The sequence below is a fragment of the Pseudalkalibacillus decolorationis genome (genome assembly GCF_024609785.1).
In the GTDB taxonomy this organism is placed as follows: domain Bacteria; phylum Bacillota; class Bacilli; order Bacillales; family Fictibacillaceae; genus Pseudalkalibacillus; species Pseudalkalibacillus decolorationis.
Window position 1 is genome coordinate 1 of the sequence record NZ_JANHJQ010000008.1, and the last position, 13,999, is coordinate 13,999.

General features: G+C 38.6%; 15 protein-coding genes and 1 pseudogene. 9 read left to right on the forward strand and 7 right to left on the reverse strand.

The features are described 5' to 3' along the window. Nucleotides 1–423: 423 nt before the first annotated feature. Nucleotides 424–990 carry a beta-class carbonic anhydrase gene (locus NON16_RS09005; RefSeq protein ID WP_257348557.1) on the reverse strand — a complete coding sequence of 189 codons (567 nt, stop codon included), beginning with the start codon at nt 988–990 and terminating at the stop codon, nt 424–426. Nucleotides 991–1,247: 257 nt separating this feature from the next. Between NON16_RS09005 and NON16_RS09010 the strand changes: the two genes are divergently transcribed. Continuing rightward, nucleotides 1,248–1,736, forward strand: a complete 489-nt coding sequence (locus NON16_RS09010; protein ID WP_372508774.1) for an NUDIX domain-containing protein — start codon at nt 1,248–1,250, stop codon at nt 1,734–1,736. Between the two features lie 98 nt (nt 1,737–1,834). Then, nucleotides 1,835–2,410, forward strand: coding sequence for an LOG family protein (locus NON16_RS09015; RefSeq protein ID WP_257348558.1), 576 nt, complete (start codon nt 1,835–1,837; stop codon nt 2,408–2,410). A gap of 560 nt (nt 2,411–2,970) precedes the next feature. Here NON16_RS09015 and NON16_RS09020 read toward each other — a convergent pair. Continuing rightward, nucleotides 2,971–4,248 carry an L-cysteine desulfidase family protein gene (locus NON16_RS09020; protein ID WP_257348559.1) on the reverse strand — a complete coding sequence of 426 codons (1,278 nt, stop codon included), beginning with the start codon at nt 4,246–4,248 and terminating at the stop codon, nt 2,971–2,973. A gap of 245 nt (nt 4,249–4,493) precedes the next feature. On the opposite strand from NON16_RS09020, the gene NON16_RS09025 reads away from it, so the two are divergent. Both NON16_RS09025 and bioB read left to right on the forward strand, forming a co-directional pair. Then, complete coding sequence (locus NON16_RS09025; protein ID WP_257348837.1) at nt 4,494–5,024, forward strand: biotin transporter BioY; 531 nt, start codon at nt 4,494–4,496, stop codon at nt 5,022–5,024. Between the two features lie 33 nt (nt 5,025–5,057). Continuing rightward, nucleotides 5,058–6,062: a biotin synthase BioB gene (gene bioB, locus NON16_RS09030; protein WP_257348560.1), complete on the forward strand. Its 1,005-nt coding sequence runs from the start codon at nt 5,058–5,060 to the stop codon at nt 6,060–6,062. A gap of 74 nt (nt 6,063–6,136) precedes the next feature. Here bioB and NON16_RS09035 read toward each other — a convergent pair whose 3' ends face one another. Continuing rightward, a complete protein-coding gene (locus tag NON16_RS09035) occupies nt 6,137–7,165 on the reverse strand; it encodes a S66 family peptidase (RefSeq protein WP_257348561.1) in 1,029 nt (342 codons plus the stop codon). A gap of 288 nt (nt 7,166–7,453) precedes the next feature. Between NON16_RS09035 and NON16_RS09040 the strand changes: the two genes are divergently transcribed. Beyond that, nucleotides 7,454–7,825 carry a hypothetical protein gene (locus NON16_RS09040; RefSeq protein ID WP_257348563.1) on the forward strand — a complete coding sequence of 124 codons (372 nt, stop codon included), beginning with the start codon at nt 7,454–7,456 and terminating at the stop codon, nt 7,823–7,825. Nucleotides 7,826–7,946: 121 nt separating this feature from the next. After that, the gene (locus NON16_RS09045; protein WP_257348564.1) at nt 7,947–8,222 is read left to right on the forward strand and encodes a hypothetical protein; all 276 of its coding nucleotides are present in this window, start codon (nt 7,947–7,949) and stop codon (nt 8,220–8,222) included. A gap of 193 nt (nt 8,223–8,415) precedes the next feature. Here NON16_RS09045 and NON16_RS09050 read toward each other — a convergent pair whose 3' ends face one another. Continuing rightward, entirely contained in the window at nt 8,416–10,143 is a 1,728-nt protein-coding gene (locus NON16_RS09050; protein WP_257348565.1) for an ABC transporter substrate-binding protein, read from the reverse strand. Nucleotides 10,144–10,276: 133 nt separating this feature from the next. On the opposite strand from NON16_RS09050, the gene NON16_RS09055 reads away from it, so the two are divergent. Continuing rightward, the gene (locus tag NON16_RS09055) at nt 10,277–11,545 is read left to right on the forward strand and encodes an MDR family MFS transporter (protein WP_257348566.1); all 1,269 of its coding nucleotides are present in this window, start codon (nt 10,277–10,279) and stop codon (nt 11,543–11,545) included. Between the two features lie 104 nt (nt 11,546–11,649). Here the strand turns inward: NON16_RS09055 and NON16_RS09060 are convergent, their stop codons facing one another. Continuing rightward, on the reverse strand, nt 11,650–11,907 hold the full coding sequence (locus NON16_RS09060; protein ID WP_257348567.1) for a hypothetical protein: 258 nt from the start codon (nt 11,905–11,907) through the stop codon (nt 11,650–11,652). A 134-nt stretch (nt 11,908–12,041) separates the two neighbouring features. On the opposite strand from NON16_RS09060, the gene NON16_RS09065 reads away from it, so the two are divergent. Together NON16_RS09065 and NON16_RS09070 are read left to right on the forward strand one after the other, a co-directional pair. Continuing rightward, nucleotides 12,042–12,677: a metal-dependent hydrolase gene (locus NON16_RS09065; RefSeq protein ID WP_308216595.1), complete on the forward strand. Its 636-nt coding sequence runs from the start codon at nt 12,042–12,044 to the stop codon at nt 12,675–12,677. An 18-nt stretch (nt 12,678–12,695) separates the two neighbouring features. Then, nucleotides 12,696–12,884: pseudogene (locus NON16_RS09070) on the forward strand (GyrI-like domain-containing protein); the annotation flags it as partial. Between the two features lie 41 nt (nt 12,885–12,925). On the opposite strand, the gene tatC reads toward NON16_RS09070, so the two are convergent. Further along, the gene (gene tatC / locus NON16_RS09075; protein ID WP_257348570.1) at nt 12,926–13,654 is read right to left on the reverse strand and encodes a twin-arginine translocase subunit TatC; all 729 of its coding nucleotides are present in this window, start codon (nt 13,652–13,654) and stop codon (nt 12,926–12,928) included. 153 nt (nt 13,655–13,807) lie between these two features. Next, the gene (gene tatA, locus NON16_RS09080) at nt 13,808–13,990 is read right to left on the reverse strand and encodes a twin-arginine translocase TatA/TatE family subunit (RefSeq protein WP_257348571.1); all 183 of its coding nucleotides are present in this window, start codon (nt 13,988–13,990) and stop codon (nt 13,808–13,810) included. Nucleotides 13,991–13,999 lie beyond the last annotated feature (9 nt).

Consider the following 13,999-nt stretch of genomic DNA (forward strand, 5'->3'; position numbering starts at 1 on the left):
AGTTTTCGGGGCTCCATCCCTTCAGCCATTTGGTTTTCGGCCCACTGTCTTGCTGTCTACGCTTAAAGATAGGAGTTACCTCCAACCCTCCAAGACTCGCTACAGGTGAATGGCTAGTTCTTACCTGATGGGGTTCCCACCCATTATGGAATATCACCTATGCTCGGACGCTCTATACTTTCTTAACGTGTAAAGAAAACTTGGCAAAGCCAAGCCTTTGGCGCCGGCTGAGCTTTAGTTGCGCTTATACTATAGAAAATATTTTTATACTTTCTTAACGTGTAAAAAGAGACTGACTCCACGTACGAATCAGTCTCCTAAACGTATTTGAAATAGTTTATCAATCGTTCCGTCAGATCATCCCTTTTCAAATAGAAAGACTTAATCGGAACATTTCACAATTGGTGCCCCTTTCATACTCATCTACTTTTCTTCATATCCGTCCTTTACGAGGTCAAGTTTACCGGTTTCTGGTGAAATAACGAGACCATGAACAGGGACATCTGCTGGCATTAATGGGTGCCGTCGAACGACATCCACACTGTTTTGCACACTCTCCTCCACACTGTCAAAGCCTTCTAACCACTTTTCGATTTGGATACCTGAGTATTTTATCGTATCAATCGTGTCTTCAGAGATTCCTCTTTCCTTGAACTTATCAATTAATCTTATTGGATCTACATTGCTCATTCCACATTGGTAGTGTCCAATAACGAAAACTTCATCTGCCTGCAATTCATACACGGCAACCAAAATACTTCTCATCACACTTCCGAACGGGTGAGAAATGACTGCCCCAGCATTTTTAATTAATTTAAAATCGCCATTGCGCAGGTTCATCGCTCTAGGCAATAATTCTACCAACCGTGTATCCATACAAGATACGACAACCATCCTCTTATCTGGGAATTTTGTTGTTTGATATACCTCATAACTCTTTTCCTCAACAAAAGTGTTATTAAAGTTCAGAATTTCGTTTAATAGTTGCATGCTCTGATTCCTCCATTTAAAAAGTGTACACATTCTTACTATAGCAAATCATCCTTAAGTTTGATATACTTCAGCCTCGAAAAGAATTCTTTAGAAAAGATTTAATTGGGATGTGCAACCGAAATGTAGATTTACGTTAAAGAAAACTTGGCAAAGCCAAGCCTTTGGCGCAGGCTGAGCCTTAGTTGCCCTTATACTATAGAAAGTATTTTTATTCTTTCTTAACGTGTAAAATAGAAACCAAGGAGGGAAACGATTTGAAAAAGATACAAGCTTCCATCTTAACAATGGTCATCGTCTATGATACAGACAAAGAACAAATTCTACTCTTAAATCGCCCAAAAGAAAATGGATTTCCAGGCTATTTGGGTCCTGGTGGTAAAATTGAATTTGGTGAAAGCTTTTCAGAAGGTGCTGTACGGGAGCTTTATGAAGAGACCGGAATTGTGGTTAAACCAGAGGATTTGAGCTATAAAGGTGTCGATGAATACATACTGAAGGATGATAATTACCGCTATATGGTGTTCAATTATATAACAACTACATTCAGCGGTAAGTTATTAGAAAATCCTCCAGAAGGTGAATTGCGCTGGGTGACATTGGATGAAGCATTTGAACTCCCAATGCAGTCTTGGTTTAAACGTCGATTGCCATTTTTCTTTGAAGACGGTACATTTGAAATCTCGATTCACTTAAAAGATTCCGAGAGCGAACCGTTTAAGGAAATCATTCGAAAAGTCGGTTAATATTCGTCAGCTATTTTTACCGGACTTTTTAAACAATCTCTTTCAACTATATGTAAATTCTCTCACTTAAAATATAGAACAGAACAGGGAGGCTTTTTATGAAAAAGTTCCAGCGAATTTGTGTCTTTTGCGGCTCCAGTTTCGGAGTGAATGATGCCTATAAAAAGAACGTTAAAGAACTTGGAACATTACTTGCGAAAAATCAGATCGAACTCGTGTATGGCGGTGGTAATTCCGGATTAATGGGAGAACTAGCACATGCCGTAATGAGTAATAATGGGAAAGCAACCGGAATAATCCCTCATAAAATTAATGACAGTGTTGAGCATTTAGAGTTAACTGATCTGATTGTCGTTGATACGATGCATGAACGCAAATCCAAAATGTATGAATTGGCTGATGCCTTTATTGCTCTACCCGGTGGAATTGGAACAATGGAAGAAATGTTTGAGGTAATGACATGGAATCAATTAGGCTATCACACTAAACCTCTCGGGTTGTTTAATATCGAACATTATTACGATCCTTTATTTGAACTGCTGCATCATATGCACCAGGAAGGATTTGTACGAAAAGAACACCTCGAACAAACAGTCATCGAAGATAACGCCGATCACCTGGTACAGCAATTGAATAGTCTCGAAATGAAAACATTCGATAAATGGTCCCGTTGAGCGTACTGACATTGCATTATGCAAAAGAGTTAAACTTAAATAAAACTCGGGGTGATTGCCGATCAAAAGAGGTAGACTCAAAAGTATCCGAATTATACGACTAACGTTGTTTTTTGCAATATCTAGGTTTAATAACATTAAAATGTTGTATTTCGGGTGCCTGACTTCTCTATTTTGCAATCATCCCCCAAGTTGATTGGTCCATATTTTATGAAACAATTACAAAGCACTGTAAAGCCTCCCTAAAACCGTATAAATCATTTTTTTCCGCTCCTTCACCAAAAAACGTAGCCGCGAAAAGGTAGTTTGCCGCGGAACCGAGGTGATTTGCCGCGATAAAATGGGTTTTGCCGCGGAACCCAGGTAACTTGCCGCGATAAAGTGGATTTTGCCGCGGAACTCAGATATATGCCTCGGAGATGGTTTTTGCCATAAAACGTCACCACCCAGTTTAGTGAAAAGACTTTTTCTTCTTAATAAGGACTGGAACCATCTAACCTAAAAAGCCGCTGACTCAAAAAAGTTTGTTGCGAACTATTGAGACAGCCGCTCATCACCGCTTATTTTTCAAGCATCATTTTTAGAACAAGCTTATCGGTTTCCTTGGTACCTTCGTTTCCAAGTCTGCAAAAGTTCTCTATACTTTTCTCAACATCATCATGAATGAAGCCATCAGTAGACTGGATCTCTTGGTTGTTCAATGCAAGGATGGCGGATTGCACTGCAGCATTCGTACATGTCGAAACCTTCATCGCACATCCTGCCTTAGCTCCATCACAAATCATTCCTGATACATTACCAATCGTATTTTGAACTGCCGCCTTTATTTGTGATACATCCCCGTCAAGAAGATAGGTAATTGCACCACTTGCGCCCATTCCTGCAGCAGTAACCCCACACAATGCAGAAAGCCGACCGAACTTTTCTTTGATGTGAATGGTTATGAGGTGGCTCAGCGCTACCGCACGCAGCATTTTCTCGTTATCAACACCAAGCTTTAGACCGACTGCCACAACTGGCAATGTAACCGCGATTCCTTGATTTCCACTACCCGAATTCGCCATTACTGGACTGAGTGAGCCAGCCATCCTTGCATCTGACCCTGCTGAGGCAAGGGACATTGCATAACTGACAAGATCATCAGAAAGAATCCCTTTTTTTACATTTTCTTGAATGGTTTTCCCAACATTGAGGCCGACATTGCCCTTTAGCCCTTCCTCTCCAATGGCTAGATTCAAGTCAATACTTTTCTGAACAAGGGCCAATTTGCTGACATCGACCTCTTTTACGAAGTCATAAATCGCATCAATTGTAAGGTGCTTTTCAAGTGTTGTATCTGAATCATTATCTGTTTTCTCAACCTGGTTTTGTTCATGAACACAATGATTATTAACCTCAATTAAACTTATATTTGTGTGGTCGTTAGAGATTACCACTCTAGAAGATTCGTTTTCACTTTGGAGCTTAATTTCGATGTATAGCTTGATGCTTGTTTGCGCAAGGTGAACTGCCACTTCTTTTTCCGAAATGAGGCGTAATGCATTCTCCTCGTCTTTTTGTTTCGCATTCGCCAAAACTTCAAGCTGCTTGGTTGGATCCCCTGCAACAATCCCGAGAGCCGCAGCAAAATCTAACCCTGTCGATTTTGTCCCCGGTATACCAACAGACTTAGCATTTTTGATTACATTTCCACTCGCAAACACTTCAACCTTTTGAATGTCTTCCTTCAAATAACTTTTTGCAGTTGCAGCTGCCAGTGCGATCGCAACAGGTTCGGTGCAACCAACGGCTACAACAAGCTCTTTTTGCAATAACCCCATAATGTACTGCTTATCCATGATGACACGTCCCTTCCACAAGATATCCTGTTCAAATTTTAACATAAATTTGAACAGGATTTTGAAATTGATTTGCTTTTCACAATAATTGTTTGTCGTTACCTTTTAGTTAACCCAAATTAATTTAAAGTTGACATATATTCATAGTTTTCGATATTCTTTTTATAGACGACAAGGATTGGAGGTTAACCAATTTGAAGTTGAAAGCAATTGACATTACACTTGCCGCCGTTTTTGCTGCGCTCATGGCTATTGGTGCAAACCTCACTTCTTTACTCGTAATTGGTAGTGTACCGATTACATTACAGACGTTTTTTAGTGTGTTGGCAGGACTTATTCTTGGAAGTCGTCTCGGAGCGATATCAATGACCGTATATATGTTTATTGGTTTAGCTGGAGCGCCTGTTTTTGCACAATTTTCAGGTGGATTAGGGTACACATTTAAACCTACATTTGGCTTTATATTATCATTTATTCTTGTTGCGTATGTTTGTGGAAAAATCATCGAGTCGAGGTCCAGCAAGAAAATGTTCCTAGTTGCTGCATTATTCGGTATGGCGATTAACTACATAGCAGGAACGAATTGGATGTACATGGCAATGAATGTCTGGGTTGAAGCACCTGAAGGATTCAGTTACGGAATGGCTTGGGCATGGATGTTAGCTCCACTACCAAAGGACATCATCCTCTCTATATGTGCAGGACTGATCGCCCCACGAGTAGTTCGAAGTTTAAGAAGAACTTCAAGTACACTGGATAACAAGTCAGTAGTGTGATTAGAAGTTATATTACATAAGAGGAGTGATCGAATGACTACAAAGTGGAATGAACTTGCAGAAAAAGTGATTGCTGGATACGAGCTTACGGATCATGAGGCTCTGTCCATCTTAAATGCACCTGATGAGGAACTTCTTCTTCTACTTCATGGTGCGTATCAAATCCGAAAAACGTATTATGGAAACAGTGTAAAGCTCAATATGATCATGAATGCAAAATCTGGATTATGCCCAGAAAACTGCGGTTACTGTTCACAATCAATCATATCGAAAGCACCGATCGAATCTTACAAAATGGTCGATAAAGATACATTGATGAAAGGTGCCGAACAAGCTCATAAATTAAATGTTGGAACTTACTGTATTGTAGCAAGTGGAAGAGGTCCCACGAATCGAGATGTTGATACGGTTGTATCAGCGGTTGAGGAAATCAAACAAAATTACGACTTGAAAATTTGTGCTTGCCTTGGGATCTTAAAGCCAGAACAAGCGACCCGATTGAAAGAAGCTGGTGTCGATCGCTATAATCATAATTTAAATACGTCAAAGTCGAACCATGACAACATTACGACCTCACATACATACGAAGATCGCGTTTCCACAGTCAACATGGCTAAGGATGCTGGAATTTCTCCATGCTCAGGTGTCATCGTTGGAATGAAGGAAACGAAAGAAGAAGTTGTCGATATGGCTCGAAGCTTAAAGGCACTTGATGCAGATTCAATACCGGTGAATTTTTTACATGCAATTGACGGAACACCTCTTGAGGGAACACATGAATTAGATCCTCGCTATTGTTTAAAAGTCTTAGCCTTGTTCCGTTATATCAATCCGACAAAAGAAATTCGAATTTCGGGTGGGAGAGAAGTAAATTTGAAGAGTTTACAACCACTCGGATTATATGCAGCTAACTCTATCTTTGTCGGAGACTATCTAACAACAGCAGGTCAAGAAAGTACGAAGGATCATGAAATGCTCAATGATTTAGGTTTCGATATCGACTATGTAAAAGTACCGGAAGAACCGGCAGAAATCTAATAAAGAAAACTTTTTATTCATTCTTACCTTATTATGAAAAGAAGGAGCATTTTCCGTGGCTCCTTCTTTTTGTATCATTTAAAAGTTTGTATGATCTGTCCTCCCCCTTTTTTATAGGAAACCTCTGCGAATGAACCATTAATGAATGTCAGCTGCGGTGGAATGTGTCCTAAATCTACATCATATAGAATAGGGACAGCCAAGTCATCGAGTGGCTTTTTGAACGCATCGATTAAGGTAAAGCCCCCTACATCCTCATAACCTTCTAACCTTCCAAATAAGAATCCATTACAATATTCGAACCATCCATTCATTCTCATCTGCCAGAGTGTTCGGTATAAATCAGTGGCATTCATATCACAGCTTTCAAAGTACCAAATGAATCCGTCCTCTTTATATTGTTCAATAAATTCAGTAACTGGTGCAAAGGGAGTTCCAACTAATTTACAAATTGTATCCAAACACCCGCCTAACAATCTACCAGTAAATAAAGATTCATTCTCTTCTTTCGAAAGCGATTTCCAATCTACTTTTTCAGTTAAATTATATGGAGGAAAGGACGTATCAGTTACCTTTAACCATTCCTTTTGATAGAATTCCATGTTTGTTTGATGGAAATGGGTACCTGATTTCGTTGCTAATCCTTGTAGGGCTTGCAGAACAGAAGCCTCAATAGGTGTATTTCCAAAATCCATAAAATTAGGACCGTGAGCAGTAGCGGTATTTGTCTTTAAAGTTAAAGGTAACAGCAACGTACTCGTATCTGAAAAGCCTAATATCCACTTAGGTTTAACGTTACCCAACTCTTCAAAATTAAGGTATGGGAGAATATCCATTAAGAACTGTCCTCCCCATGGTGGAATGATCGCCTTTACTTCATCATTTTTATATAAATTTAAAAACTCTTCAGCTCTTTGTTTTCGAGAAGTACTGGTTAATTTTATGTTGGATCGAACAGAGGGGGTTTCCAAACATTTATAGCCCAATGACTCAACTTGCCTAATCGCATTGTCCAGCTTTTTTTGAAAAACACCCGTTACTCCTGAAGATGTTGCCACAATACCAATAGTGTCACCTTTAAATAATGGTTCTGGATATATCAATATCAATCACCCTTTCAGTTAACAACTTTTCATTAATCTGACCCTTAAACTGGACTTGTTGATCTCTCCAATGAATCGTTTAACAAAGATTTCTATAAACAATACAATAGTTTCCATGTTTTCACAATAGGAATCATACTTTTATTGACTTCTATCATTTTTCCACCAATCTCCTACTCTACTTGTCCACACCATAACAATGTACAAGCATATATATAACTATCACCTTAAAAAGGGGGTGACTTTAGATGGGTCCGAAACACCATAAGAAAAAGAAGCATCATCACCATGATTGCGATAAAAGCTCAGGTAAGAAAGATTATGATTGCGGTTGCGATAAGAAAAAGAAAGATGATCATGACTGCGATAAATGCTCCAGAGAAAAGAAAAAAGATCATGACTGTGACAAGTGCTCCTGTAAAAAGGAAAAAGATCGTGATTGTGACAAATGTTCTTGGAAAAAGAAAGATGATTATAACTATAGTTACTATCATGAAAAGAAAAAGAAATACAGTTATGACTATGATTACGACCACAAGAAAAAAGACTGTGATTGCAGCTGGAAAAAGAAGAAGAAAGACTGTGATTGCCACTGTGACTACTGCTGTTGCAAAAAGAAAGACTACGACGATGGCTGGTTTACTTCTTGGTAGTATGTAAGGTCATTCTAGAATTCAAAGTATTGAGATACTACAACTGACCCATGGTTCACTATTAAACAAATGAAGATGATCTCACATGGGATCATCCTCATTTAAATTCTAGATATGGAGGTTTTCAATTGGATAAAAATGCTGCAGTAAATTATGGCGGTAATTCAGAAGTGGACGTACATGTTAATGTCGATACAACTGCTCTAGCGTATGCATATGCATGTTTCATGCACTCATCAGGACAAATGAATGATGAACAATTTGAAGAAATGTTAATCAAGCTAGACAAAATACTCGGTGATAAACGTGGCGTAAATTATCTAACAAACGAAGCAGAGGCTCACCAAATTCATCCACAACTTAATGAGAAAGTACGGGTATTCAGACCTAATCATCGTTTTTAAGCTTAAGAGCCTTCTTTAAACCATATATGGGGGAATATCTTCACCAAAAAAGTGACCGTAATGAGGTAGTTTTCCGCGGAATGAGATATTTTTCCGATAAAAAGTAATTTACGCGGAGCCTGAACACCAAGTATTGTGAGGTAACTTTTATCAAACAAATTTTAGATTTTCGAGCTGCTATTTATCTCATCATCTACGGATGAATCCATAGTTTCCTCAAGTCAACATGCCCAAAGGATTCAAATCGAATGTCCTTTATCATCGGGTGGAAGGATCGTCGTTTCACGGGATGATACATAAATAGGAACAGGTTGTTACGACGTATATATTCTTCAATCGTATCAATCCATTTATCTCTTCCGCTATAGTTTTCCTCCTTTTCCATTGCATCCAAATATTTCTCGATTTGTTCAAGATCTGTACATTTTAGAAATCTCCTAAATATTAAGGCCTCACTTTTGAATGCTCCTAAAAAGGATAGATGTAGATCCGTAGATGCTACTTCCCCCGAAAATAGTAAATCTGCATTTTTATCAACTATATCTGAATAGAAATCTTTAATGGAATAACTTTTGTAATCAAATGAAATTCCATATAATCTCGCCTTCTTAATAAACCATTCGGCTTCTTCCATCGCATTAGGATAATCCAATGAGTAAAGTGTTAACGTCTCCCCTTCATAACCTGATTCCTGTAACAAATCATTAATCCGTCCAGCATCCTTCTTTTGTGACATTGATTTCCACGGAAAATAACTGGTTGCTTCATGGATTGGTTCTCTTCCTAATTCTCGACTCATCTTTCGGATATCCAATATGTGAAAAATGGCTTCTCTAAATGATGGATGATGGACAATCGAATGCCGATGGAAATTGAAAGCAAGAAAACGGAAGCCAACTTCTATCTCCTCTTTTTCCTGAACGATTTCACTGTCTTCTTTCCCGCCAACTTGAAAAGTAGCCTTCTGTACTTGATCAAATGGAACATGCCAAAATTCAATATCATCAAGGAGCGGTCGCTCTAGAAAGTATTGATCAAAAGCTTCCAAGACTATCTTTCGATCAGATCGTTCTTTCAACTTAAAAGGACCCGTTCCAATCCACTGCTCTTCATCAAACGGCACATCTGCGGGTAAGACTGCAAGATAATTGGAACTTACGTATCGAATAAATAATGAATTCGATTTTTTCAAGTGAAAACGAATCACAGTAGAAGATGGGCATTCGATTCTTTTGATATCTTTTACAAGCCATTTATGTGGTGAGGTTTGTTGAAACCGTTGAAATGAAAATCGAATATCCTCACTTGATAACACCCTCTGATGATGAAAGCGAACTCCTTTCCTTAGATAAAACGTCCATGTTCTGAAATTATTCTCCACAAGCCAATGATGAGCAAGGTGCGGCTTAATCTTATCCTCCTTTTTATCGTAGCGGACTAGAGAATCACCTAATTGGTGAACAAGATAACTTTCAAAGGTAATGGATGCTATTGCTGGATCAAGCGTAGTCAACGGACGTGTAATAATTGAACGTAACACATCCTTAGAACTATTTGGAGATTGCAAACCAAACAACGCCTGGACGTCTTCTGAAACATTCGCAATCCAGGACTTTGGGATCGGTAACTGTAATAGCTGCATCAAGGATTCCATCTGCTCATCTCGTACATAATCGGAAACTGCGTCCTCGACTTCCTGTTGGAATCCCCGTGTAAAGAACAGCTTAGACGAGTGCCCTCTCCCCCTTCCTGGTTGATATGTATAATATCCTTGCTCTTCATACTTTCTCAATTTTCTTTTTACATTTTTCACTGTGCAAAACCAAATTTGTTCGAGCTCGCTTAACTTCATTTCAACCTGCTTTTCATGCTCTCTTGGGTATAAATGGGCACGCAACTGATAGTATGATAAATCTTTCATTACTCTCACCTCTCGATTGCTGATGTTCAATCATTTTTTGAACCACATAATAAAAGGGGACATTTTTAATCGTATTATACCCTTTTAAACCCCTTTTAGAAAATGCAAAATAATGTAAAGGGAGTGAGAGAGAATGTTTAGAGAATTACACCCGAACATACGGATTAGGATTTATACGTCGTTTTTAAGCCGAATTATCGGTTCTATGATTTTTCCATTCATGGCGATTTATTTTACAAATGCTTTAAGTGCAGTGTGGGCTGGTGTCTTACTAATGTTTAGCGTAGTTGTTCAGTTCTCATCTGGACTGTATGGAGGCTATCTTGCAGATATTGTGGGACGAAAGCGGATGATGGTCATAGGGGAATGGATGAAGGTCATCGCTTTTGCTGGGATGCTAGTTGCAAATTCACCATGGTTCACTTCACCATGGGCAACCTTTTCCATGTTAGTGATCATCGGTATCGCTTCCGGGTTTATTGGTCCTGCTTCTGAAGCAATGTTAATCGATGTCAGTACGAAGGATACACGTGCATTCATGTATGCAATCAATTACTGGGCAGTCAATATGTCGATCATGCTTGGATTAATCATCGGTGGTTGGTTATATAAAACCCATTTCTTTGAATTGTTGATCGCCCTATTAATCATGTCAGTCATTACACTTTGGATGACTGCTACCTTAATTCAAGAAACGTTTACACCAGAACCACAAGAAAGATCAACAAAACCATACGGATTGAAACCAATTTTACAAAGCTATAAAACGGTTATACAAGATTGGCCTTTCGTTTTATTTACACTTGGAGGCATCGCTATTTTAGCCATTGAATTTCAGCGAAACAATTATATTGCAGTAAGGCTTGAACAAGAAATCATCCCTCACACATTTTCTTTACTATGGAATACTGAATTGATGATTGATGGAGTTAAGTTGTTAAGTCTCTTAACAGTAGTCAACACAATCATTATTGTCTTATTCACAGGCATTGCAGCAAAATGGATTCGGAACAAACCTGAACAACCTGTCATGTATGCAGGATTTATCCTATTTGGTGTAGGCTATGGAATTTTCGCATTTTCCAATGATTTCGTAACCTTATTGATTTCCGTCATCATACTTTCTGCTGGAGAACTGATGTATGTCCCTACTCGACAGTCAATTCTTGCAGATATCGTTGACGATTCGCAGCGCGGAGCTTATATGGCATTTAACGGATTGGTTTTTCAAATCGGAAAAATGTTCGGTGCATTAGGAATCATTGTTGGTGAAGCAATCGGTGGAATTGGAATGGGTGTCCTTTATGTCTTATTTGCCCTGATTGGAGTATTGTTAGTACGCCTCTCCATCCAAATGAAAGAATCCAGAGGAAAACGATTAACGAGTCGAAAAGCAATTTGATTACTGAACAAAAAATAAGGAATGAAGTCAGATGATTTTTTCACCTAAATAAGTAATCGTTTCATCCAGGAGTCGGGCAGCACGTAGCCTGACTCCCTTTCTTTTCATCTATTAACGATATAGTATGTCACTGCAATAATGCTCATTAAAAAGGTTAAAGCATAAATGATAGTTAGTACACGGAGATTCTTTTTAACTGAGCTCTTTTCATAATCCTGGGAGCGTTTTAATTCTGCCTGAGTTTTATCCTTTACCAATTTATATTCCTTTGCCTCTTTATCTACTTTTCTCCCTACCAATATTGTTCCAATTAACGAAATGAGTCCTACGACTATCACTGCAATTGTTAAGTAGAAGTACATTATGAAACTCCCTTAATATTTGACTTGTCTAACCTTATTATAAAAAAGAATTCCCTCATTTGGATAGTCAGCAGATTTGAAAGAATGGTAAACTCTTTGAGGAGATGTTGAAGACATAAGTTTTAAAAAGAAAGGTGATAAAATTGAACGGCACAGCACATATGGCAATTGGAGCAACAGCGGGATTAATCACATCGAACACCTTTCAGACAGACCCAACTACCACTGCTATTTTAATTGGTTGCGGTGGAGTAGCGGGTTTACTGCCTGATATGGATATTGACGGAAAGCTGAGCAACACAATTACATTTTCACACAAGCTCATCCGTACACTTGCTCAACTCGTTGGTGTTTTGGCAATCATCTATAGTTTGATAGACAGAGACGCAGCGGAAAAATGGTACGGTGTAGCAATCGGCTTAGTCCTTATTGTAGGATCTTCCTTTATAACACGGCGGCTGATGTTATCACTATCTGGAATCGGTGTTCTAGCTGGTGGATTAACGTTATCGGAAAACTGGTTATTTTTATTGGGAGTCTATATTCTGATTGCCTCACTAGTCCCGCACCGAAGTTATACACATTCTATTGTCGGAACCGCCTTTTTTGTGATCATTGCGTATCAATTTGAAAACTTTTTGGGAATCGATGGAGTCTTTGTTAGCTGTTTCATAGGCTATGCAAGTCACTTAATTGCTGACATGAAACTGTTACCGGTTAACAAGCGTGGTATTAAACTATTTTTGCCGTTATCAAAAAAGGAATTCTAACCGGAGTTTGAAGTTGATGGAACAGACTACATCGTTTTCACAACGAGAAAAGGTTCAATACCAGAAGTAATCATGGAAGCGTGGCAGCATATTTGGGAATGGTCCAAAACGAATGAGCGTGCATTCAAATTAGATTTTGAACTTTATGATGAACGAGCAGTTGACCCCCAAAACGCTCAAATAGACATTTATATTTCTATTCCCTAATTATAGAAATTGGAGTGGAGAAAAGTTTCCACTCCAATTTGTCAGTACACACTCACATCTTGTTCCTTTGCAATTTTTTTGCGATAAACAAAGGCAGAGAGAATGATGCTGAATTCAAATAGAACCACTAAACATACAAGTACTAGTATATCCGATAGAAAGTCTGGCGGTGTTAATACAACTGCTAGTATTGTAAAAACAAAGTAACAAACCTTCCTCGATCTTTTAAGTCTAGCTGGATTTAATATTCCTAGTGCAGTCAGGAAAAGAACTACGACTGGCATTTCAAACAATATGCCAAATGGAACAGTCATCTGAAATAAGAAATTGAAATATTTTTCTGATGTATAAAAGAGCTGGAAGCCTTCGTTCGATAATCCTTGTAAAAAGCTAAGCACAGTTGGGAATACAATTGCGTAGCCGAACCCAACACCAAGTATAAATAATAGGAACAATGCTGGAATAAGCATTAGTGTAGCCTTTCGTTGCTTTTCTTCTAGTGCAGGTAACACAAACTTCCAAGTTTGATAAGCGGCTGTTGGAATCGTGAACGCAATGGCAACGACACCTGCAATTTTAAAGTAAATCCACAAAATATCGGTTGGACCTAACAATGCGAGCTTTGTATCAAGATCCCTTACAAGCCACTGATAAATATAATCAACGAACACAAATCCGAGTATGAAAAACAAGAGAAAACTTGCTCCGACAATCAAGATCCTTTTTCTTAACTCACTAAGGTGTTCGACCAATTCTGCCTCTTGATCCATTAGCTCAGCTCCCTTCTATATAGAAAACTTGGCTAGCGCCAAGCCTTAGCGCAGGCGATCGCCGTAGTTGCGTTTATACTATAGAAAGTATTTTTTATACTTTCTTAACGTGTAAAAGAAGAAAAGAGGGCAACCTCTTTTCTCCCGAATTCATTATTGTTTCTTTTCTTTTGGACTGCTGTCATCTGAGGATACGAGATCCTTTGTTGCATTTTTAAATTCCTTAAGCGTGTTCCCAAATGCTTTTCCGATTTCCGGCAGTTTAGCTGGGCCAAAGATTACAAGTGCGATGATCAAAATCAAGATTAACCCTGGAATTCCAATGTTAAATGGCATTTGTCATTC

What these genes read in the sequence shown, in the direction of transcription:
- NON16_RS09005 (WP_257348557.1), bottom strand. Translation starts at nt 990, where the DNA reads ATGCAACTATTAAACGAAATTCTGAACTTTAATAACACTTTTGTTGAG.
- NON16_RS09015 (WP_257348558.1), top strand. Translation starts at nt 1,835, where the DNA reads ATGAAAAAGTTCCAGCGAATTTGTGTCTTTTGCGGCTCCAGTTTCGGA.
- NON16_RS09020 (WP_257348559.1), bottom strand. Translation starts at nt 4,248, where the DNA reads ATGGATAAGCAGTACATTATGGGGTTATTGCAAAAAGAGCTTGTTGTA.
- NON16_RS09025 (WP_257348837.1), top strand. Translation starts at nt 4,494, where the DNA reads ATGGCTATTGGTGCAAACCTCACTTCTTTACTCGTAATTGGTAGTGTA.
- bioB (WP_257348560.1), top strand. Translation starts at nt 5,058, where the DNA reads ATGACTACAAAGTGGAATGAACTTGCAGAAAAAGTGATTGCTGGATAC.
- NON16_RS09040 (WP_257348563.1), top strand. Translation starts at nt 7,454, where the DNA reads ATGATTGCGATAAAAGCTCAGGTAAGAAAGATTATGATTGCGGTTGCG.
- NON16_RS09050 (WP_257348565.1), bottom strand. Translation starts at nt 10,143, where the DNA reads ATGAAAGATTTATCATACTATCAGTTGCGTGCCCATTTATACCCAAGA.
- NON16_RS09055 (WP_257348566.1), top strand. Translation starts at nt 10,277, where the DNA reads ATGTTTAGAGAATTACACCCGAACATACGGATTAGGATTTATACGTCG.
- NON16_RS09060 (WP_257348567.1), bottom strand. Translation starts at nt 11,907, where the DNA reads ATGTACTTCTACTTAACAATTGCAGTGATAGTCGTAGGACTCATTTCG.
- tatC (WP_257348570.1), bottom strand. Translation starts at nt 13,654, where the DNA reads ATGGATCAAGAGGCAGAATTGGTCGAACACCTTAGTGAGTTAAGAAAA.
- tatA (WP_257348571.1), bottom strand. Translation starts at nt 13,990, where the DNA reads ATGCCATTTAACATTGGAATTCCAGGGTTAATCTTGATTTTGATCATC.